Raw genomic sequence first — 20,787 nt, forward strand, 5'->3', positions numbered from 1 at the left:
GCGTTTCGCAGGCAGTGCACGGTACTCCAGCGGAAGCTCAGTAGTCGTTGGGCACGTCGTCGTCCTGGGTGGTGGTGGCGGCGTTGCCGGCCGATCCGGTGTGCGCGTCCTGCCGGTAATCGGGCAGCCGCCGCACCAGGTCGCGGAACTGCCGCCATTCTCGCTCACTCGCCAGCCGTACGGAGGCTATCTCCCGGGCGAATCTCTGCTCCTGCCGCCCGGCCTCCCAGTTGCGCAGCACCAGCTGCACCGAGCCGGTCACCGGACCGGACACCGCGGTCGGCAGGAGAGCGCCGGTCAGTTCCCACAGGCCTGCCCCGCTGATGGCCGAGAAGGTGCCCGCGGTAAGGGTGACGACGACCTCGACGACCGGACGCCACCGGTTGGGACGAGCCTGCCTGCGTTCCTGCGCGAGTTTGAGAATCTCCGAGTTGAGCCGGACGTAGCGGTCGAACACCTGTCCCGCGGCGTCGTGGAAGTGGTCCGGAGCCGCGGTCAGCGCCCCGAACGCCCGGATGTAGCTGTTCCAGACGGAGGTCTGCCGCAGCCGCCAGATGTCCTGCAGAGCCAGCGAGTTCACCGCGGCCGGCGTCAGATGGTCCTGAACGGTCGCGAAGGCCTGCCGCCGCAGGAAGGTCAGCAGTTGTTCGGGGTCCTCCACGAACCCGGTGGTGGTGCGTGCCTCACGCGCTTCCTGCAACACCACCCGCCGCAGGCTGTCGGCCGGGGTGAGGGGGTAACGCCCCAGGGCGTCGGCGAGGTTGACGTTGTAGATCAGGTCGAGCAGCTGCTTGATCTCCTTGGCGAAGAGCTTGTCGCGGTCGTACCTCCCCTCTGCCACATTCGACCCGGGGACGGACACGAACTCCTCGTACAGCGTGTTGCGCACCACGGGCTGCCGTCGGACGCTGAGGCTGTTGCTGTGGCTGACCACCTCGCCGAGCCGCCTGCCAAAGGCGTCGAACTCCTCCGGCGGCACGCCGACTTGCGAGGCGAGGACATCGATGTTCTTGGCGGTGAGGCCCTGTACCTTCTCGGTGAACGGCTGGAACAGCCGGATCCGGGTGTACTCCCGGTTCGCCCGGTCGCCGAGCGAGTCGTCCCAGGCCATGCGCACACAGCGGACCCGGTCGGTGCCGGACATGCCCTCCAGCGTCTCCTGCCAGGCGGTGAACCCCTCGGGTCGTACATGCAGGTGTGCGGGTGGTTCCTCGGCGGGGTGGCGCTCGTTGAGCAGGAACGGCACGATCGCACCCGAGGCGAGCAGACTGCGGTGCGCCGAGCGGGCCTCGCCCTCTTCCAGGAGGTCCCGGCTGATCGCCGCGTTGTTGTAGAAGTAGGCGCGGTTGATCACGACCTGGCTCGCGTTGATGAGGCTGCGGAAGTACTCGGCCCGCACTTCCCTGATGCGCCGGCCGGCGACCTCGTCCAGGGACTGGCCCCGTTCGATCATGTCGGCCGCCAGCCGGGCCGGCACCCACTGGTTGTCCAGCGACTGCGCGATCACCGCGCCCGGTTCCAGTTGATCGGGCCGGATCGGCGTCATCAGGCCGTCACTGCTGTTGACGTCAGTCATGTCCCGCTCTCACAACCCTCACGTCCGGTTGACCCCACAGGGCGTACACCGTAGGGCGCGCCCGCCGTGGTCAGCCCCGGTTTTCCCATGAAGAGCCGATAATCGGCCAAGCCTTGGCCAAGCCTTGGCGTCCTTGCTGATCGGTCAGCCGGGCCGGTCAGCAAGGGCCGGTTGTCAAAGGATTGGGCAGTACGGTCCAGATGTCGCCCGCATGTCCGGGCGTCAACCGCATCGCCGTCAGTGCCTTCGCCGGCAGTGGTTCCTCCCGCAGGGCCATGGTGTCCTCCGTGCGCGGGAGTTCGGGCACCGCCGCCTCCAGGGCCCCGCGCAGGGCCGGGCCGGAACCGGCCGTGGCCGCCAGCGCGCCTCCCACCAGGGAACCGAACACCTTGCGGCGCAGCGCGAGCGGTTCGTCGGTCAGCACCCGGGCGGGCAGGCCGTGGGCCGCGATGCCGTGCCGGGACAGGCGGGCCGGGGAGACGCGGATGTCGGCCAGGTCGCGGTAGACCAGGCGCAGCGGGTCGCCCGTCGCGGACAGCACGACCAGGAGGTTCTGACCGTGCGCCTCAAGGGCCACGCCCAGCTCCAGCGCGCGCAGCCCGACGGTGAGCGCGAGCCGGGCGAAGGCGGCGAGCCACGCGGGGGAGCGCGGCAGCTCCGTGGTCGCCAACGCGGCCACCGGGACGACGTGCTCGCCCGGCGAGGCGTACACCTCGGGCGCCTCGCGCAGTACGGCGGCCAGGTCGGGGGAGTGGGCGGTGGCCGCGCCCAGCGTGCGGGTCACGTGGAGCAGACCGTCCAGGCGCGCCGCCAACTGCTCCCCGAACGACGACAGATCGGCCGACGCCGCGATCGAGGCGACCGAGATGTCCCGCACCGAGGAGGTCAGCCGGGCACTCAGCGCGGTCTTGACGTGCACCGCGCCGGGCACGGCGAGGGTCCGCAGGGACATCAGGGGACGCGCCGCGGGACCGGCCCCGTAGGACTGCTTGAGCACGTGCGCGGCCTGCCACGGATGCACCGGGACCAGCATCCGCGCCCCGTCCCGCAGCTCCCCGGGCCACACCCCCGTCACCAGGCACTCCGCCGCCGGGACCGGCACGAGCCCCAGCTGAACCACCGGCCCGTGCTCGGGCCCGTACGCGAGCTGCTCGGCAACCGAGAAGCCGGGCCGCGCACGGCAACCGGGGTGGTACGGGTGCCCGTCGACCACGCGCCGCTCCCAGCCCCAGCCGCTGTCCGGCCACTCGTCCGGGTGATTCTCCGGCGCCCCCACCCGCACCGCCCGGGGCTGTGCCGCGCGCGACAGCGCCAAGGACGCCGCGCTGTGCCCGAGTTCGGCGGCGAAGGGGGCCGAGTGCGGTACGGCGAGGTCGGTCATCAGCCGCTCCGGGTCGTCGTACGCCACCTCGTCAAGCCGCACCACCGGGACGTACGCGTCCGTGCGGTACGGGTCGGCGGCCGGACCGCTGAGCCGGCGGCCGTCCCGCAGGCGCAGGACGAGCCCGTCCCCGGACCGCTCCCGGCCCTCGACCCACGGCAGCGGTTCGAAGGCGAGGGCACGCCACAGCCGGGACAGCACGGCGGCACGGGCCCCCGGCCGCTCGGCCGCGAACGGGGCGGCCAGAGCGGGACGGACGGCCGCCAGCTCCTCGGCGACCTCGGCCGCCGCACTGGGGGGACGATGCACGGGCAGGCTCCTCGGGTACGAGTCGGGCACGAGCCGTGTACGGGTACGGGTACGACGTCACGGCGGAGGACCGACGACTGTCATGACGAGAGACATACTGATCGTCTCCGATCTCTCCGCCATGAACCGACCGTAGGGAACGAGTGGAACGCGTGGATCTCCTGCCCCCGCCCACCGGCGCCGACGCCACCTTCCAGGACGGCGCCGCCGCTCGGGACGACGTGGCGCGCCGCGCCGACGCCCACGCTGCCGTACCGCTGCTGAACTGCCTGCTGCGCGAAGTGGCCGAACCGCTGCCCGGCCCCGGAGCCCGCCCCGTGTACCGGCTGCCCGGCGGCAGACTGCTGCGGGTGCGCCCCGGCCGCCGCCCCGCCGAACCGGAGGTCCGCACGGCGGACGGGTGGCACCGGGTCGACCACGCCGAACTGGTGAAGCTGGTCGCCGAGACCCTGCGCCGGCACACCGGTGTGCCCAACCACGAACTGCCCACCGAGATGACCGACAGCCGCGACGCGGTGGCCGCCCTGCTGACGGCACGCTCGCGTGCCACCCCGCCCGCCGACCCGTACCTCCGCTCCGAGCAGGCCCTGCTCACCGGCCACACCCACCACCCCGCCCCCAAGGCACGCGGCGGCGGCCCGCACGCCGGGTGGCTGCCGTACGCGCCCGAGGCACACGCCCGCTTCCCGCTGACGCTGCTCGCCGTGCGCGAGGACACCGTCGTCGACGAGGGCGACACCGCCGCCCTGGACGCCCTCGGCAAGGCCCCGCCCGGCTACCGCCTGCTGCCCGCCCACCCCTGGCAACTGGACCTGACGGCCCCCGCCCTCGCCCCCGCCTTCGCCGACGGCCGGCTCGTCCGGGTGGGCACGACCGGCTTCTTCGCCTGGCCGACGGCCGCGATCCGCACGGTGTACGCGCCCGAGTACCTCCCCGGCCGGGACCTGTTCCTGAAGTTCAGCCTCGACGTGCGCGTCACCAACGACATCCGCCGCCTGTGGCGCCACGACCTGCTGAAACTGCGCCGCACCGACACCGCCGCCACCGAGGCCTTCGCCTCCCTGGGCCCTCCCGCCGCCTGGCTCGGCGACCGCGGCCACCGCACCGCGGACTTCGCCTTCGAGGAACTGGCCGTCGTCGTCCGCGACGGCCTGCGCGACCACCTGCTGCCCGGCGCGACCCCGCTCCTGGCCGCCGCGCTCGTGGAGGGCTTCCCCGGCAGCCCGCTCGCGGCCGCCGTGGACCCGGCGGCCTGGTGGGAGGCGTATCTCGCCGCCGTCGTCCCGCCCGTCCTGACCGCCTTCGCCGACGACGGCGTCGTCCTGGAGGCGCACCTGCAGAACACCCTGGTCGCCGTGGACGAGACCGGCATGCCGGTGCAGGCACTGTTCCGGGACGCGGAGGGCGTCAAACTGCTGCCGGACACCCCGAGGGCGGCCGGCTGGGAACGCCTGGTCTACTGCCTGGTCGTCAACCACCTGTACGAGATCGCCGCCGCCCTCGCCGAACACCACCCCGCCCTCGACCCCTGGCCCGCCGTCCGCCGCGCCCTGGCCCGCCACGACCTGCCCGAAATCCCGGCCCTGCTCACCGCCCCCACCCTCCCCGCCAAGACCAACCTCCTGCTGCGCTGGACCGGCGCGGACGGCGCCGACGCCCGCTACCGCCCCCTGCCCAACCCGCTGCGCGGGGCCTGAGCCGCGGCCCGCCACGCGCCCGGAAATCCCGTGCCGTACCGCTGCCCGGTGGTGCACACTCACCGCATGGCGGACATGGACGCGTTCCGGGACGAGATCGCCCGCTGGGCGGCGGGCGGCGCCTCAGACACGGCGGCGGACACGGCGGCGGACCTGGTCAGGGATCTCGGCCTGCGGACCGCGGTGCTGCTGGAGGGCCCCAGCGACCTCGCCGCCGTCCAGGCCCTGGCGGCCCGCGAGGACCGCGACCTGACCGCCGAAGGCGTGGCCGTGGTGTCCATGGGCGGCGCGATGAGCGTCGGCCGCTACGCGGGGCTGCTCGGCCCGCCCGGCCTCGGCCTGCGCCTGACCGGCCTTTGCGACGCCCGCGAGGAGCCCTTCTACGTCCGCGGCTGGCAACGGGCCGGTGCTCCACGGGACTTCCACGTCTGCGTGGCCGACCTGGAGGACGAGATGATCCGCGCGCTGGGCCCGGAACGGGTAGAGGAGGTCATACGCGCCGAGGACGAACTCCGCCCCTGGCAGACCTTCCTGGCCCAGCCGGCCCAGCACGGCCGCGCCCGGCAGCAGCAGTTGCGCCGCTTCCTCAGCACCAGGAAGGGCCGCAAGATCCGCTACGGCGCCCTCCTGGTCGAGGCCCTCGACGGCGGACGGCCACCGGCCCCGCTCGCGGATCTCCTCGCGGGGCTGTGACCGTCGGGCCGCTCCGTGACCCAAATCGTTTGAGCGAGGCGGCGCCCCGCTGCTACGGTCCTGGCGGACCGTGAAGTCGTCGTATGGAGGTGAGCCCCGTGAACACAGTCACCCGTGGGTGCTCCCCCGATCCGTCACGGTCCGACGGCTGACCTTCCGGTGTCGCCAGGAGCGCCCGAGACCGAGGCACTCCTGGAGGAGGACTCCGATGAACTCAAAGCCCTTCACGTCCGGCCCGAGTGAAGACGCCGTGTCGATCACGCGCGTCGCGGACCGGCAATGGCACGCACTGGACGACGACCTGGTGATCGGCCGCGGATACGCGGCGTGCCGGGCCGACGGCCGCCTCTTCGTCAGCATCGACGCCTGGCACGACGCCCCCTTCGACCGGCTCGCCGAGGCGATGCTGGCCGAGCTGCCGGCGCCGTTGCACACGGTGGTCGACGAAGCCGACGCCGAGCTGACGGCCCGCTGGCGGCGGGCGGGTTTCACGGTCCGGCGCCGCGAGTGGGAGTACGTCGTACCGACCGACCCGCGGCACACCGGGCTCGGCGAGGCCCTGCCGCCTTCCGGCGTGACGATCGTTCCTGCCGGTCGGGCGGACGAGGCTCTGCTGCGGGCGGTGGACCGCGCGATCCGTGACGAGGTCGGCGCGACCGTCGGGTGGCAGTCGATGCCGACGGAGGTGATTCCCTTCCCCGGAGGCGACACCATCGTCGATCCGTCGAAGTACGCGGTGGCCGCGGCGCCGGACCGCTACCTGGGGCTGATCCGGGTGGTGACGGTGAACCGGCCGCGCATCGGGCTGGTCGCGGTCCGCACCGGCGAGCAGCGCCGCGGCATCGCGCGGGCGCTGCTGGCCCACGCGCTGGGGACACTGCACCGCTCGGGGTTCGCCGAGGCCCGGGCCGAAGTCCAGGAGTCCCATCACGCGGCATCGGCGCTGTTCGAGGGCATCGGCGCCCGGCGGACGAGCAGCAACCTGGAGCTGGTGCGATGACGAAGCACAAGAACGTCATCGAGGTCGAGGGCAAGGTCGTCGAGTGCCTGCGCAGCGCCATGTTCACGGTGGAGCTCGAGAACGGCCACCAGGTCCTCGCGCACGTCAGCGGGAAGATCCGCAAGAACTACATCCGGATCATGCTGGAAGACCGGGTACTGGTGGAGCTCCCGCCGTACGACTTGACGCGCGGCCGGATCGTGTTCCGCTACCGGAACTAGCCCCAGCCGGGGTCTCTCGCGCCAAGTGGCCCCCCGGTCCGGGTGGCCACTGCGCTTCCGGCTTGACGGTGGCGAGGCGCTGCTCCTTGAGTCACGGACGCGGACGATCTCGGGGCAGGACGCCCCCTCGACGCAGTCGCCGTCGCCGCCACTGCAAGACGGTCCGCGCGGAGCCGGACCCGCCGACCGGGTGGCGGCAGCGCGTGGTCGACCGGCTCAGGCGGGTCCGGCGTCCAGGGCCCGCCCGGCGGGCACGCGGGTGTGGAACCAGGCCGGCAGGGCGGTCAGCGCGCCGACCGTCAGCAGTACGGCGAGCGCGGAGGTGAGCAGCCACGCTGCCGGGGGGACGACCACCGTGCCGAAGAGCCAGTACAGAGCGAGCCCGGACGGAACACCCACCGCAACTCCCGGCACGGCGGGCAGGAGTTGCGCGACGCACAGCGCCGCGGTGACCTGGCCGGGTGTGGCGCCGAGGGTTCGGGCGACGGCGAGCGCGCGGCGGGCCTGCACGGCGGTGCTCCAGCCGAGGAGCACGGTGTTGAGCGTGGACAGCGCCACCAGGGCGATCGTGACGGCGAGCAGCACCTGGCCGGTTTGGTCGGCCCGTACGTCGATGGGGCCGAACCTGCTGAAGTCGGGCCGCACGCCGAGTTCGGTACGCCAGGCGAGCAGGGCGGTGACCATGAGGGTGGTGGCGGCCGTGCCCGCCGAGGCCAGGACGGCCCGGCCGGGACGGCGGGCGAGCAACCGCACGCCGAGCAGGAACGAGGTGGGCAGATGTGCCGACAGGGCGTTCAGGTGCGGGTGACGTGTGAGCAGGTGCGCCGGGTCGGCCAGCGCATGGGCGGTGCTCGTGCGGGCGGCGCGCAGGGCGGGGCCGAGCGCACCGGTCACGGCGACCACGACGGCAAGGAGGAGCGCGGCGGTGACGGTGTCGGGGTCCGGAGGGCCGAGGGTGTTGAGCAGCCCGGCGCTGGGATCGACCACGTGCGGTGCGGCCAGCGTCCCGGCGGTCAGACCGAGCGCGGTGGCCAGCAGGGTCAGCAGCAGGTACTGCGCCAGCAGGACGGCGGTGACGGTGGCGGGCCCGGCGCCGACGGCCTTGAGCAGCGCGGCACGCCGGTTGTCACGGGCGGCGCGTGCCGTGGCGAGCGCGGCGAGGGTGACGACCGCGGCGACGGCGAGCAGCGTGCCGCCGACGACCAGGGCGGGCCGGGTGTTCCTGATCATGGCGCTGTCGGTGCGGAGAATGCCCTGCCAGTCGTGGGTGTTGACCCAGGCTTCGCCCCTGTGGCCGGGGGTGGAGGCGGTCTGCTGCCATTGCCGCGTCGCCGCCGGGTCCGTCAGCTTCAGGTGGATCAGATGGACGCCGGCGGCGTCCGTGTTCTTCGCCGCCGCGCGGGTGTCGGCGGTGGTGAGCCAGATCCTGCCGCCGAAGTCGGACGGGCCCGGGCCCTGCGCGGCGTCGCTCCACGGGTACACGGAGGTGGCGGCGCTGATCGCGGTCCCGACGACCGGATAGTCGCGCCCGCCGATGGTGACGCGGTCGCCGACGTGCACGCCGAGCGCCTGGGCGAAGCCGCGTTCGAGCACCGCACCGCCGGGGCGGACCCAGGTGCCGGACGTCACCAGCGGCCGGTCCACCGCGGCGGGCGAACCACCCCGCCCCTCGACCGAGGAGTGGGCGCTGCGGCCGTGCGCCTCGACGTAGGTGTCGAACGCGAAGACGGGATCGCCCTGCGCCGCCACACCGGGTGTGTCCGCTATGCGCGCGGCCACGGCGGACGGGTCCGCGGCCGTCGTGACGGCGACGATGTCGGGCCCGGCGGTGGCCTCGCGGGTCTTCGCGTACCCGGTGGCCACGGCGTCGTCGCTGGCCAGTCCGAGGGTCAGGCTCGCGCCCGCGACGGTGACCGCGAGCAGGAACATGACGGCCTCGCCGGGACGGCGGCGCAGGTCGCGGGCGGTCAGGCGCCAGATCAACAGGAGGCGTCCCACGGTCAGCCCTCCCAGTTCAGCAGCGCGCCGAGCCCGGCGGCGTCACCCTGGCCGTCCAGCCGGGTGTCGTCGGCCACCGCCCCGTCGCGCAGGGAGACGACGCGGTCGGCCGTTGCGGCGACCCGTTCGTCGTGGGTGACCAGGACGAGGGTCTGGCCCGCGGCACGCAACTCGTCGAAGAGCCGTAGAACGTCGTGGGTCGCGGCGCTGTCGAGGTTGCCGGTGGGCTCGTCCGCGAGAATCACCTGCGGCTCGTTGACCAGGGCGCGGGCGATGGCGGCCCGCTGGCGCTGACCGCCGGAGAGCGCGGAGGGCAGATGACGGGCCCGGTCCGCGAGCCCCACCCGCTCCAGCAGTCCGTCGGCGCGACGGCGGGCGGTGCGCGGTGCGGCACCGGCGAGCAGCGCGGGCAGCTCGACGTTCTCCGCCGCCGTCAACTCGTCCATCAGGTGGAAGTCCTGGAAGACGAAGCCGACGGCGCGGCGCCGCAGCCGGGCCAGCGCCCGTTCGCCGAGGTCGTCGATCCGCCGCCCGCCCAGCCACACCTCGCCCTCGCTCGGCCGGTCGAGGCCGCCGAGGAGTTGCAGCAGCGTCGACTTGCCGCAGCCGCTGGGCCCGGTCACGGCGAGCGTCTGTCCGGCGGGGACGTCGAGGTCGACCCCGTCGACGGCCCACACCAGGCTCTCGTCCTCCCCGTAGGTGCGGGTCAGGCCGACTGCCCGCAGCGCCGGACCGGCCGCCTCTCCGGGACCGCGACCCGCCGGTCCCGTTCCCGCCCGCGGAGTAGCGTCCGCGTCCCTTCGCCGCGACCGGCCGCCCCCGACCCGCCGACCTTCTCTCGTCATTCGCTTCCCTTGCCCTTCCCACGTCCGGCACGGGGGGACCAGGTCCGCGCGCATGCCTCCAGCCAACGAAGATCGGCCTGCAGCCGGAGCGCGAGGCCCTCCAGGAGCAGCCCGGCCTCCGAATCCGTCTGCAGAGCGAGGGCGGCGCGCTGGGCCTCGGCGAGGTCCCGCATCAGCTCCCGCCGCCGCGCGTCCACGAGCGCGAGCGGATCGGCCATGCCCGACTCGGCGGCGGCCACCAGCTTCAGGTGAAACTCCGTCACGTCCGCCCGGGGGCCGGGGCTCTCGGTCAGCCAGGCGGCCACCCGCTCCTGCCCGGCGGCGGTCGGCGCGTACACCTTGCGCCGCGGCCCGCGCACCGACGTGTCCTCACGGACCTGGACGACCAGACCCGCCTTCTCGAGCCGAGTGAGCGTCACATAGATCTGCCCCGCGTTCAGTGACTCCCCGAGCGGTCCGAGTGCCGCCACCAACCGCCCGCGCAGGTCGTACCCGTGCGACGGCTCCTTGGCCAGCAGCGCCAGCACCACGTCCTGCACGGACCACCCCACCCTCCCGAGACCCTCAATGGATAGCGGTTAAGTAATGACACGTCAACCGAGGGCCCCGCAGCACCCTCCCGTTCGCCGCATTTATCGGGTTTGCCCGGCATGGCGGAATTCATTGAGTCGAATGGGTAGGACGCTTTCTCGTCCGTTTTATTGGCCAAATTTTCCTATGACTCATGTCACAGCGCACGGGTAAATGGACGCACGTTCACGTGTCCACATTCCGGGATCCCTGTGAAAAGATGCCGACGTGCACGTCCTCGACCAAGGCGCAAACGATCATCCGATCCATTGACGGGTTTGAATCGAAAGCGGGGGGCGACAATGCCGAGAATGATCGTCATTGGGTATCGGGACGACCTCGACCAGGCGTTACGGCGTCGTGGTCTCGATCCCTTCTATGTGGTGCAGGATCCCAACGGCGCACCGGCCGACCGGCAATCCTGCCGGGTCGCCGACTTCGAGAACGCCCAGGAAGTGCTGCGCGCAGTGCTCGCCCGGCGGCTCGACGACGTCGTCGGTGCCCTGTCCGTCCATGAAATGGGAGTGTTCACCGCGGCCTGTCTGCGGCAGCAGTTCAATCTTCCGGGAAACGCGGACCCGCGCACCATTCTCTCTTTCCGCGACAAGTATCTCCAGAAGAGCGGTCTGCCGCCCGAAGTGCGGAGGGCGCGTTGCCTGCATGTGCCCACGGGGACCTCCTACCGGCGGCTAGCCGACGATCTGGGTGAGACATTCGTGATCAAGCCGGCCGCCGGAGCCGGCGCCCAGCGCACGAGCATCATCCATTCCGCGCAGGAGTACGAAGACGCCCTCGCGCTCTTCCCGGGAGCCTCGGACGTGGCGATCGTCGCCGAGTCGTTCGTCGACGGGCCGGAGGTCTTCATCGACGGCATCTGGGAGCGCGGTGAACTCCGCTGGTCGTGCATGAGCCGCTACCACGAGGCGCCGTTCGACGCCGCGCGGGGCGGGACCATGGCCGCGTGGGTGCTGGACAGAACGCTCCACGCCGGGCTGTTCCGGCAGGCCGAGACCATCGCCCACCAGGTTCTGGGAAGCCTGCGCGCACCCGACTGCGTATTCCATCTGGAGCTCTTCGAGGAAGGCACGGACCTGACGTTCGGCGAGTGCGCGGTCCGGATTCCCGGCGGGCTTTCCCCGCGGGCCAACGAATTGACCTACGGCGTCGACCTCTTCGACGCCGAGATCAGCCTGGCGCTCGGCGAGTCGCCGTCCCTGACGGAACGCGTCGAGACGCCCGAACGTTTCTACGGCTACGTCCTCCTGCGGCGTCCCGACAGCGGCCACCTGACCCAGGATGATTTCGAGCGCGCCTTCCAGCTCGACGAGATCCACTACGACGCGTCACCCGACGCGCGGGTCGGCCCCTACGGCCTCGTCGGCAAGGCGATGGTGTCCGACCCGGACGAGTCGAAACTGGAGAAGACGGTTCACGAAATCGTCCGCTTCAACGTGACCGGCGGAGCATAGCGGGACGCTCCGCCGCGACCCGAGGGAAGTCGTGGCGCACCCCTGCCCTGCCTTCCCCTGCCTTCCTCTGCCTTCGAACCGGAGGTTCTCTTCGCATGCCTGCAATTCCCACACCTGGAAATGCCAAACCGGACATACGTCCTGCCTCCGCGACACTCCCCGACCTGCTCGACCGCGCGGCGCTCGAAACATCCCGCGGTGTCACGTTCGCCGGTGACACCCGCACATTCCTTTCCTATGCGGAACTGCGGGACTCCGCCGCCCGCATCGCGCAGGGACTGCGCGACCACGGCACCGCCCCGGGCGACCGCGCCCTCGTCACGGCCACCGAACCCGAGCGTTTCTTACCGGCGTTCTGGGGCTGTGTGCTGAGCGGTGTCGTGCCGTGCCCGGTCGCACCGGCGGCCGACCCGGCGCGGTGGCGCGAGCAGTTGGAGCATCTGCGCGTACTGCTCGGCGACCCGCTGGTGATCGACACGAGGGCGGCCGCACGCGAACTGCCCGACGTGGGCCTGGGGCGGGTGACCGTCGAGGAACTGGGCCGGGCCGCGGGCGGGACGCGACCGCCGTACGCGAGCGCCCCGGACGGCCTCGCCCTGCTGATGCTCACCTCGGGGTCCACCGGATCGAGCAAGGCCGTCCGGCTCACCCACGCCAATCTCCTCGCCGCGCAGGCCGGGAAGGCGGGGGCACTCGGACTCGGCCCCGACGACACCTCGCTGAACTGGATCTCGACCGACCACATCGCCGCCGTGGAGGCCCACCTGCTGCCCATGTTCAACGGGGCGAACCAGGTCATGACGGACCCGGCCACGGTCCTCTCCGACCCCCTGGAGTTCCTCCGGCTGATCGACGCGCACCGGGTGCGGGTCACCTTCACCCCCAACTTCCTCTTCGGGCAGCTGAACCAGGAGCTCGCCGGGCGGCCGCCCGCGCCCGGCGCGTGGGACCTGTCGCAGGTCCGCCACATCATCTCCGGCGGCGAGGCCACCGTGACCGCCACCGTGCGCGGCTTCACCGAGGCGCTCGCCCCGTACGGGCTGCGCGGTGACGTGATCGTGCCCGCCTTCGGCATGACCGAGACCTGCGCGGGCAGCGTGTTCAACGGCGAGTTCGCCGACCGGGACCTGAACGCGGAATTCCCGCCGCTCGGCCACCCCGTGCGCGGACTGGAGATCCGCGTCACCGGCGGAGACGGCACCGTGCTCTCCTCCACCCGGCAGCCCGGCCGCACCGAACCGGGCGAGGTGCAGTTGCGCGGCCCCATGGTCACCGACGGCTACTACGGCAACAAGGAGGCCACCGCCGAGGCGTTCACCGGCGACGGCTGGTTCCGCACCGGCGACCTCGGGCGCCTGGACGCCGACGGCCGGCTGACCCTCGTCGGCCGCACCAAGGACTCCGTCATCGTCAACGGCGTCAACTACTACAGCCACGACCTGGAGGCCGCCCTGGACACCCTGGAGGGCGTGCGGCCCGGACAGGTCGCCGCGTTCCCGGTCCGGCCCGAAGGCGCCGACTCCGAACAGCTCGCCGTCGCCTTCGTCCCCGCCCGGGACGCGGCGGACGAGACGGCCCTGTACCGAACCCTCGTCGCGATCCGCAGCTCCACCGTCATGCACTGGGGGTTCAGACCGCACCTGATCCTTCCCGTGGGCGAGTCGGACATCCCCCGCAGCAACCTGAACAAGATCCTCCGGACGCGTCTGCGCGCCGCCGTCGAGGACGGCGACCTGGACGCCGCGGCGCGCAGGGCGGACGAGGTGAGCACCCGGTTCCTCGGCGTCCATGTCGCTCCGCGCGGTGACGTCGAGACCGGGCTCGCCGACCTCTACGCGCGCGTACTGAACGTCGAGCGGGTGTCCGCGACCAGCAGCTTCTTCGATCTGGGCGGCACCTCCCTCGACCTGCTCCGGCTCAAGCTGCGGATCCGGACGGCGTTCGGCGTCGACGACGTACCGATGGCGACCCTGCTGCAGGCGCCGACCGTGCGAGCGCTCGCCCACCGGCTGACCACCGGCCGCGAAGGCGAAGGCGACGCCGCCTACGACCCGCTGGTGCCGCTCCAGGCGACCGGGAACGGCACGCCGTTGTTCTGCGTGCACCCGGGCCTGGGCGAAGTGCTCGTCTTCGTGAACCTCGCCCAGTACTTCACCGGCGAACGGCCCTTCCACGCCCTGCGCGCACGCGGGTTCGGCAGCGGCGAGACGCCCTTCGCCTCGTTCGACGAGATGGTCACCACCTACGTCGCCGCGATCCGGCGGACCCAGCGCAGCGGGCCCTACGCGGTCGCCGGATACTCCTACGGCGGCGCCGTGGCCTTCGAGATCGCCAAACGCCTGGAGGCCGAGGGCGACGAGGTGAAGTTCGTCGGCGTCTTCAACCTGCCTCCGTCGATCTCCGGCCGGATGAACGAGATCACCTTCACCGACGGCGCCCTCAACCTCGCCCTCTTCCTCGAACTGATCGAACCCGCCCGCGTCCCGGACCTCACCGCGACGCTGCGCCTCCTGCCGGAGGCGGACCAGCTGGCGTACCTCGTCGAGCACGCCCCCGAACGCCGGCTGACCGAACTCGACCTCACCCTCGAACGGTTCACCGCCTGGGTCCACCTGGCCCAGGGCATGGTGCACCTGGGCCGCACCTACGAACCGTCCGGATCGGTCGAGCGGGTCGACGTCTTCTACTGCACCCCGCTGAAGGGCACGAAGCAGGAGTGGCTCGACCAGCAGCTGCGGCACTGGGACCGGTTCACCCGCCGGCCCAACACGTACACCGAGGTCGACGGGGAGCACTACACCCTGATGAGCCCCCAGCACGTACAGGCCTTCCAGGCGACCCTGCGGCGCGAGCTGGCCCGCGCCCTCGAACGATGAGCGAGGAGCGGATGAACATGCACGGCAAGAAGATCCTCGTCACCGGTGGCACCGGGCAGGTCGCGCGGCCCGTCGCCGAGGCGCTCGCCCGCGACAACGAGGTGTGGTGCCTGGGCCGTTTCGGTGACCCGGCGGCCCGCGAGGCGCTGGAGCACGCGGGCGCCCGCACCGTCGTCTGGGACATGGGCGACGGCGCACTGCCCGACCTGCCCCGGGACTTCACCCACGTCCTGCACTCCGCGGTGCACCGCGGCGACGGCCGGGACTTCGAGCGGACCGCCCGCGTCAACACCGTGGGCACCGCACGGCTGATGACGCACTGCGCCGGTGCCGAGGGCTTCCTCCACGTGTCGTCGGGCGTCGTCTACCACCGGGACGAGCCCACCCACCGCTACCGGGAGGACGACCCGCTCGGCGGTGCGGTGCCCTGGCTGCCCACCTACCCCGTGGCCAAGCTCTCGGCCGAGGGCGTCGTGCGCGGCCTGTCCGAGGCCCTCGGGCTGCCGTCGGTGATCGCCCGGCTCAACATCGCCTACGGCCCGTACGGCCACGGCGGAGTCCCCATGATCCTCTTCCGGCAGATGCGCGAGGGCAGACCGGCCGCGGTGCCGCACCGGGGGCAGAACTACTGCAACCTCCTGCACACCGACGACCTCGTGCGCCAGGTGCCGCTGCTGTGGCAGGTGGCGCGGACCCCCGCACGGGTCGTGAACTGGGGCGGTGACGAGGAGGTCGGCGTCACCGACCTCCTGGAGTACATGTCCGCCCTCACCGGGGTGCCGCTCCGGCTGGAGCGCAGCGACCGCAGCCGGGAGACGGCGGTCTTCGACCACGAGGTGCGGCGAGGCCTCATCGGCGACTGCACCGTGGGATGGAAGACAGGCATCGCCCGCACGCTGGGCGAGCTGTTCGAGGAGTACCGCGACCGCGTCGGCACACACCGGGGGACGGCCCGGGAAGGGGGACGGCATGCGCAGAGCCACTGACACGGCCGAGCTGCGGCGCGTGCTGTGCGCGGCCCTGGGATCCACCGACCCGGTGTGCTCCCCGGCCCGACTGGGCCTGAAGGACGACGCGTTGGCCGGCACCGACGCCATGCACCGCCCCACCCTGGTGGCCGGTGCCGCGTGGTACGGCCCGACGAGCCCCGCTCCCACCGTGGCCGAGATCGACGCGCTCGTCCGCCGGGCCCGGGAGTCGGCCGCCGAGCAGATCCTGGTGCCCGGTGTGCGCCGCACGGACGACACGGGAGCACTCCGCGCGGCGGGCTTCGTCCCGGTCGCGGCCGGATCCGAGTGCGTGACGCGGCTGGGCGGCGACGTGGACGAGCTGCTGCGCGGCCGCCTCGGGGCCGGGCGCGTCGACGACCTGCGCCGAAGCAGCCGCGCCGTCTCCGAGGAACTGACCTGGGAACGGATCCCGCTGACCGGGCTCGACGACACGCCGTGGGCACCGGACGTCACGCCGTGGGCACCGGACGTCACGCCGTGGGCACCGGACGACACGCCGTGGGCACCGGACGACACGCCGTGGGCCCTCGACGCCGCCTCGACGGGCCCGGACGGCGGCCTCCTCGGCCCGGCGGCGCTGAAGGCCCTGGCCCAGGGCCCGTTGGCGGCCCGTGCCGAACTGCTCGTACGGCGCCGTGCGGATGCGGGCGTGGTCCAGGCAGGACTCCTCCTGGGCTCCCACAGCGGCCGGGGTTTGTACTGCCTGGCCCTGGCCGCCGACCGCGACGACCCCGCCGCCCGCCACGACCTCCACGCGGCCTTCCTCCACCGGCTGTACACCGACGCGCGCGGCGCCGGTCTCGACTGGGTCCACCTCGGCCGCGGCGAGCCCGACGCCCTGCGTGCCCTGGGCGCCGACCTCTTCGTCCCGCTCGACCACTGGCTGCGGGCCCCGGGCCTCACGGCACCCCGGCAGCCGTCCCCCCGGGTCGAACCGACCCGGTTCGCGGCGCCGTCCGTCACCACGGTCGCGGTACCGGGCCCGGCCCGTTTCCGGCACCGGCCGCGGTTCGACCTCGTCGATCTGTCGAGCAACACCAACCCCTTCCTGGGCCCGGGCGGCCGCTACCCGGACCTCGACACGGCGGACCTCGCCCGTACCTACCTCACCACCGTGGGCGAGCTGCCCGGCCAGGAGGGCCTCGCCTCCCTGACGGAGGACCACCTGATCTTCTCCAGCGGCGCGGTGGACGCCGTCAGTCTGCTGCTGACGGCACTGACCTCGCCGGGGGACCGGGTCTGCGTGACGCCCCCCACCTTCGAGCTCTACGCCCACTTCGCCCGGGTCCTGGGGCTGCCGGTCACGGAAGTCCCCCTCGGCGGCGAGGACTTCGACCGGCTCGACGTGGACCGGATCCTGGCCGCCGACCCCCGGGTCACGTTCCTGTGCGACCCGAACAACCCCGTGGGGACCCGGCCCCGACCCGAGCAGGTCCACGAACTCGTCACCCGGTCACCCGGGTTGGTGGTGATCGACGAGGCCTACGTCGAGTTCGGCGACCGGCCCTCGCACGCCGGCCTGGTCGCCGAGCACGACAATCTCGTCGTCCTGCGCACCCTGTCGAAGGCGTGGGGCCTCGCCGGGGCCCGCTGCGGCGTCGCACTCGCCCGCCCCGGCATCGTCGAGGCGCTGCGCCGGGTACAGGTGCCCTTCGGATTCACCGACGCGTCGCAGCGAGCCGTACGGGAACGGCTCGTGGACTCGCACCGCGTGCGCGACAGCGTCGCCCGCATCCTGACCGAGCGGGACCGCATGGCCGCGCTGCTGGCCCGGAACCCCGCGGTGGAGCGGGTGTTCCCGTCCCGGGCCAACTTCCTGCTGCTCCGGTTGCGCGAGCCGGAACGCACCATGGAACGCCTGCGTGCCGCGGGCATCCTCGTCGCGGACGTCGGGAGCCTGGTCCCCGGCACCTGCCGGGTCTCCGTCGGCGAGCGGTCCGCGAACGAGGCGTTCCTGGACGCCCTCAGCGCGCCGCCGCCCCGCCACCCGTCTCGACGGTGAGAAAGGAAAGGGGCTCGTCGCCGATGTTCCTCAGATCGTGCAGGTGATGCTGCCCCTCGTCGAAAGTGAAGTACTGGGTGCGGCCGCGCTCGAAGGAGATCTCCCGGCTGGTTCCATCGCCTTCGTGCTGCCGCGCCGTGCCGTGCGTCAGGGCTATCCAGACATAGTCCCGCTCGTGGCGATGGACCGGAAGCCGCTCACCGGGATCGAGCCGGGTCTGCCAGATGCGCAGCTCAGGGGTGTCGTGGAGCAGGGTCTGGCCGCACTGGTCATGGTGCGTGTTGGTCTCGAATTCCTTGTGCAGCGGCGGACTCCAGCGATCGAACGCCTCGGCCACGACAGTGTTCACCAGGGAGAGAGCGGCAGCGGAATCAGTACCCATGAACCGATCCTTTCGACGGTGGCGCTCTTGGCGGCAGCCCGGCTCAGGCTACTGGCTACGATGCACGACATGAGACAGGTCACCGCGACCCGCTACATCGAGCCCCTGCACTCCGGCGGCTCCGTGCCCGCCGTCGTCGAGGCCGACGACCTCGGCACCTACGTCCTGAAGTTCACCGGCTCCGCGCAGGGGCGCAAGGCGCTGGTCGCCGAGGTGGTCGTGGGGGAGCTGGCCCGGGAGCTGGGGCTGCGGGTGCCGGAGCTGGTGCTCGCGCACTTCGACCCGGCGATCGCGGAGGCCGAACCGCACCAGGAGGTGCGGGAGCTGCTGCACGCCAGCGCGGGGCTCAACCTCGGCATGGACTACCTGTCGGGCGGTGCCGACTTCACGCCCGAGCTGGCCGAGGTGTTCCCGGTGGACGCGCGGGAGGCCGGGCGGGTCGTCTGGCTGGACGCCCTCACCGTCAACGTCGACCGGACGGTGCACAGCTCCAACCTGATGGTCTGGCCCACCCTCGGCACCGTGCCCCCGCGCCTGTGGCTCATCGACCACGGCGCGGCCCTCGTCTTCCACCACCGCTGGGGCGCCTCCCCGCCCGAGAAGGCGTACGACTTCCGGCACCACGCCCTCGGCCACTACGCGCCCGACCTCCCGGCCGCCGACGCCGAGCTGGCGCCGAAGGTGACCCGGGAGCTGCTGCGCGAGGTGGTGGACCGGGTGCCGGAGGCCTGGCTGACCCGCGAGGGCGACCTCGACACGCCGGAGAAGGTGCGCGCCGCCTACGTGGACTACCTGCACGCGCGCGTACAGGCCTCCCAGCAGTGGCTGCCCACCGGCTTCCCGAGCCGCGAGGAACTCGCCGCCGAGAACGCCGCCCGCGCGGCGCGCACGCAGCGGGGCCGCCCCGACTGGCTGAAGCGGGTCCCCGATCTGCACGGCAAGCCGCCCGCGGAGCAGGACTGGTCCGTCCACCTGGGCTGACACACGCCCGTGCCCCCGGCACCGAAGCACGGCGCCAGGGGCACGGACGTACGGCGTGCTACGGCGTCAGCCCTTCAGCTGCTCGTACGCCGGCAGCGTCAGGAAGTCGGCGTAGTCCTCGTCGAGCGACACCGTGAGCAGCAGGTCGTGGGCCTGCTGCCAGTTGCCGGCCGCGAAGGCCTCGTCGCCGATCTCGGCGCGGATGTTCGCCAGCTCCTCGGCGGCGACCTCGCGGGCCAGGTCGGCGGTGACCTGCTCGCCGTTGTCGAGGACGACCTCCGCGTTGATCCACTGCCAGATCTGCGAGCGGGAGATCTCGGCGGTGGCCGCGTCCTCCATCAGGTTGAAGATGGCCACCGCGCCGAGGCCGCGCAGCCAGGCCTCGATGTAGCGGATGCCGACCTGGACGGCGTTGACCAGTCCGGCGTACGTCGGCTTGGCGTCGAGCGAGTCGACGGCGATCAGGTCGGCCGCCTTGACGTCGACGTCCTCGCGCAGCCGGTCCTTCTGGTTCGGCCTGTCGCCGAGGACCTTGTCGAAGGACTCCATGGCGATCGGGACCAGGTCCGGGTGGGCGACCCAGGAGCCGTCGAAGCCGTCGCCGGCCTCGCGGTCCTTGTCGGCGCGGACCTTCTCGAAGGCGACCTTGTTGACCTCGGCGTCCCGGCGGGACGGGATGAAGGCCGCCATGCCGCCGATCGCGTGCGCGCCCCGCTTGTGGCAGGTGCGGACGAGGAGTTCGGTGTACGCCCGCATGAACGGGGCGGTCATCGTCACCGCGTTGCGGTCCGGCAGGACGAACCTGGCGCCGCCGTCACGGAAGTTCTTGACGATGGAGAACAGGTAGTCCCAGCGCCCGGCGTTCAGACCGGAGGCGTGGTCGCGCAGTTCGTAGAGGATCTCCTCCATCTCGTACGCGGCCGTGATCGTCTCGATCAGGACGGTGGCGCGCACCGTGCCCTGCGGGATGCCGACGTAGTCCTGCGCGAAGACGAACACCTCGTTCCAGAGGCGGGCCTCCAGGTGGGACTCCGTCTTCGGGAGGTAGAAGTACGGGCCCTTGCCGAGGTCCAGCAGACGCTGGGCGTTGTGGAAGAAGTACAGGCCGAAGTCGACCAGGGCGCCGGGGACCGGGCGGCCGTCGACCTGGAGGTGGCGCTCGTCGAGGTGCCAGCCGCGCGGGCGCATGACGACCGTCGCCAGCTCGGCGTCCGGACGCAGGGCGTACGACTTGCCGGTGCGCTCGTCGGTGAAGTCGATGGCGCGGGTGTAGGCCGAGGCCAGGTTGAGCTGGCCGAGGACCACGTTCTCCCAGGTCGGCGCGGAGGCGTCCTCGAAGTCCGCGAGCCACACCTTCGCGCCCGAGTTCAGGGCGTTGATGGTCATCTTGCGGTCGGTGGGGCCGGTGATCTCGACGCGGCGGTCGTTCAGCGCGGCCGGAGCGGGGGCCACCTTCCAGGAGTCGTCCGCGCGGATCGCCGCGGTCTCCGGGAGGAAGTCGAGCGTGGAGGTGCGGGCGATCTCGGCGCGGCGCTCGGCACGGCGGGCGAGGAGCTCGTCACGCCGGGGCGTGAACCGCCGGTGCAGCTCGGCCACGAAGGCGAGCGCCGCATCGGTGAGGACCTCCTCCTGCCGGGGCAGGGGCTCGGCGTCGACGATGGCCAGCGTGGACGGCGCTGGTGCGGACATGAGCTGTCACTTCCTTCAGCGGTGGCACCGGGTGCCAGAGGGTGCGTATGGGGCATTACGCACTCGCCGTGCAGCAGAGTGCTTCTGG

General features: G+C 72.3%; 16 protein-coding genes. 9 read left to right on the forward strand and 7 right to left on the reverse strand.

Annotated features, from left to right (window positions below; translation table 11 throughout):
• Positions 1-37: 37 nt before the first annotated feature.
• Entirely contained in the window at positions 38-1,576 is a 1,539-nt protein-coding gene (locus ACH4D3_RS02370) for a hypothetical protein (RefSeq protein ID WP_398315474.1), read from the reverse strand.
• A gap of 157 nt (positions 1,577-1,733) precedes the next feature.
• Positions 1,734-3,266: an IucA/IucC family protein gene (locus tag ACH4D3_RS02375; RefSeq protein ID WP_398315476.1), complete on the reverse strand. Its 1,533-nt coding sequence runs from the start codon at positions 3,264-3,266 to the stop codon at positions 1,734-1,736.
• 143 nt (positions 3,267-3,409) lie between these two features.
• On the opposite strand from ACH4D3_RS02375, the gene ACH4D3_RS02380 reads away from it, so the two are divergent.
• From ACH4D3_RS02380 to infA, 4 genes are all read left to right on the forward strand, one after another.
• On the forward strand, positions 3,410-4,963 hold the full coding sequence (locus ACH4D3_RS02380; RefSeq protein ID WP_398315478.1) for an IucA/IucC family protein: 1,554 nt from the start codon (positions 3,410-3,412) through the stop codon (positions 4,961-4,963).
• Positions 4,964-5,029: 66 nt separating this feature from the next.
• Complete coding sequence (locus ACH4D3_RS02385; RefSeq protein WP_398315480.1) at positions 5,030-5,656, forward strand: TOPRIM nucleotidyl transferase/hydrolase domain-containing protein; 627 nt, start codon at positions 5,030-5,032, stop codon at positions 5,654-5,656.
• 208 nt (positions 5,657-5,864) lie between these two features.
• Positions 5,865-6,656: a GNAT family N-acetyltransferase gene (locus ACH4D3_RS02390; protein WP_398315482.1), complete on the forward strand. Its 792-nt coding sequence runs from the start codon at positions 5,865-5,867 to the stop codon at positions 6,654-6,656.
• A complete protein-coding gene (infA, locus tag ACH4D3_RS02395; protein ID WP_109029568.1) occupies positions 6,653-6,877 on the forward strand; it encodes a translation initiation factor IF-1 in 225 nt (74 codons plus the stop codon). The genes ACH4D3_RS02390 and infA overlap by 4 nt, the downstream gene beginning before the upstream one ends.
• A 216-nt stretch (positions 6,878-7,093) precedes the next feature.
• Here the strand turns inward: infA and ACH4D3_RS02400 are convergent, their stop codons facing one another.
• The 3 genes from ACH4D3_RS02400 to ACH4D3_RS02410 are packed head-to-tail and all read right to left on the reverse strand — an operon-like array spanning position 7,094 to position 10,259.
• Entirely contained in the window at positions 7,094-8,875 is a 1,782-nt protein-coding gene (locus ACH4D3_RS02400; RefSeq protein WP_398315484.1) for an FtsX-like permease family protein, read from the reverse strand.
• A 2-nt stretch (positions 8,876-8,877) separates the two neighbouring features.
• The gene (locus ACH4D3_RS02405) at positions 8,878-9,720 is read right to left on the reverse strand and encodes an ABC transporter ATP-binding protein (protein WP_398315486.1); all 843 of its coding nucleotides are present in this window, start codon (positions 9,718-9,720) and stop codon (positions 8,878-8,880) included.
• On the reverse strand, positions 9,717-10,259 hold the full coding sequence (locus ACH4D3_RS02410) for a PadR family transcriptional regulator (protein ID WP_398315488.1): 543 nt from the start codon (positions 10,257-10,259) through the stop codon (positions 9,717-9,719). The genes ACH4D3_RS02405 and ACH4D3_RS02410 overlap by 4 nt, the downstream gene beginning before the upstream one ends.
• 342 nt (positions 10,260-10,601) lie before the next feature.
• On the opposite strand from ACH4D3_RS02410, the gene ACH4D3_RS02415 reads away from it, so the two are divergent.
• From ACH4D3_RS02415 to ACH4D3_RS02430, 4 genes are all read left to right on the forward strand, one after another.
• On the forward strand, positions 10,602-11,759 hold the full coding sequence (locus tag ACH4D3_RS02415; RefSeq protein WP_398315490.1) for an acetyl-CoA carboxylase biotin carboxylase subunit family protein: 1,158 nt from the start codon (positions 10,602-10,604) through the stop codon (positions 11,757-11,759).
• A 95-nt stretch (positions 11,760-11,854) separates the two neighbouring features.
• Positions 11,855-14,635, forward strand: coding sequence for an alpha/beta fold hydrolase (locus ACH4D3_RS02420; protein WP_398315492.1), 2,781 nt, complete (start codon positions 11,855-11,857; stop codon positions 14,633-14,635).
• Positions 14,636-14,652: 17 nt separating this feature from the next.
• A complete protein-coding gene (locus ACH4D3_RS02425; RefSeq protein ID WP_398316610.1) occupies positions 14,653-15,621 on the forward strand; it encodes an NAD-dependent epimerase/dehydratase family protein in 969 nt (322 codons plus the stop codon).
• Positions 15,605-17,647, forward strand: coding sequence for a pyridoxal phosphate-dependent aminotransferase (locus ACH4D3_RS02430; RefSeq protein WP_398315494.1), 2,043 nt, complete (start codon positions 15,605-15,607; stop codon positions 17,645-17,647). The genes ACH4D3_RS02425 and ACH4D3_RS02430 overlap by 17 nt, the downstream gene beginning before the upstream one ends.
• On the opposite strand, the gene ACH4D3_RS02435 is transcribed toward ACH4D3_RS02430, so the two are convergent.
• Positions 17,610-18,029, reverse strand: a complete 420-nt coding sequence (locus ACH4D3_RS02435; protein WP_398315496.1) for a hypothetical protein — start codon at positions 18,027-18,029, stop codon at positions 17,610-17,612. The two genes, ACH4D3_RS02430 and ACH4D3_RS02435, sit on opposite strands and share 38 nt — an antisense overlap.
• Positions 18,030-18,098: 69 nt before the next feature.
• Here ACH4D3_RS02435 and ACH4D3_RS02440 point away from each other — a divergent pair, with 69 nt between their 5' ends.
• Entirely contained in the window at positions 18,099-19,010 is a 912-nt protein-coding gene (locus tag ACH4D3_RS02440) for a HipA family kinase (protein ID WP_398315498.1), read from the forward strand.
• 66 nt (positions 19,011-19,076) lie between these two features.
• Here the strand turns inward: ACH4D3_RS02440 and aceB are convergent, their stop codons facing one another.
• Positions 19,077-20,699: a malate synthase A gene (gene aceB, locus ACH4D3_RS02445; RefSeq protein WP_398315500.1), complete on the reverse strand. Its 1,623-nt coding sequence runs from the start codon at positions 20,697-20,699 to the stop codon at positions 19,077-19,079.
• Between the last annotated feature and the right edge of the window lie 88 nt (positions 20,700-20,787).

Source organism: Streptomyces sp. NPDC018026 (assembly GCF_044327745.1).
Lineage (GTDB): Bacteria > Actinomycetota > Actinomycetes > Streptomycetales > Streptomycetaceae > Streptomyces > Streptomyces rubrogriseus.

Bases quoted from the DNA above. Each gene is read 5' to 3' on its own strand.
- aceB (WP_398315500.1), bottom strand. From the start codon at position 20,699: ATGTCCGCACCAGCGCCGTCCACGCTGGCCATCGTCGACGCCGAGCCC.
- ACH4D3_RS02435 (WP_398315496.1), bottom strand. From the start codon at position 18,029: ATGGGTACTGATTCCGCTGCCGCTCTCTCCCTGGTGAACACTGTCGTG.
- ACH4D3_RS02390 (WP_398315482.1), top strand. From the start codon at position 5,865: ATGAACTCAAAGCCCTTCACGTCCGGCCCGAGTGAAGACGCCGTGTCG.
- ACH4D3_RS02420 (WP_398315492.1), top strand. From the start codon at position 11,855: ATGCCTGCAATTCCCACACCTGGAAATGCCAAACCGGACATACGTCCT.
- ACH4D3_RS02385 (WP_398315480.1), top strand. From the start codon at position 5,030: ATGGCGGACATGGACGCGTTCCGGGACGAGATCGCCCGCTGGGCGGCG.
- ACH4D3_RS02430 (WP_398315494.1), top strand. From the start codon at position 15,605: ATGCGCAGAGCCACTGACACGGCCGAGCTGCGGCGCGTGCTGTGCGCG.
- ACH4D3_RS02405 (WP_398315486.1), bottom strand. From the start codon at position 9,720: ATGACGAGAGAAGGTCGGCGGGTCGGGGGCGGCCGGTCGCGGCGAAGG.
- ACH4D3_RS02425 (WP_398316610.1), top strand. From the start codon at position 14,653: ATGCACGGCAAGAAGATCCTCGTCACCGGTGGCACCGGGCAGGTCGCG.
- ACH4D3_RS02415 (WP_398315490.1), top strand. From the start codon at position 10,602: ATGATCGTCATTGGGTATCGGGACGACCTCGACCAGGCGTTACGGCGT.
- ACH4D3_RS02440 (WP_398315498.1), top strand. From the start codon at position 18,099: ATGAGACAGGTCACCGCGACCCGCTACATCGAGCCCCTGCACTCCGGC.
- infA (WP_109029568.1), top strand. From the start codon at position 6,653: ATGACGAAGCACAAGAACGTCATCGAGGTCGAGGGCAAGGTCGTCGAG.
- ACH4D3_RS02370 (WP_398315474.1), bottom strand. From the start codon at position 1,576: ATGACTGACGTCAACAGCAGTGACGGCCTGATGACGCCGATCCGGCCC.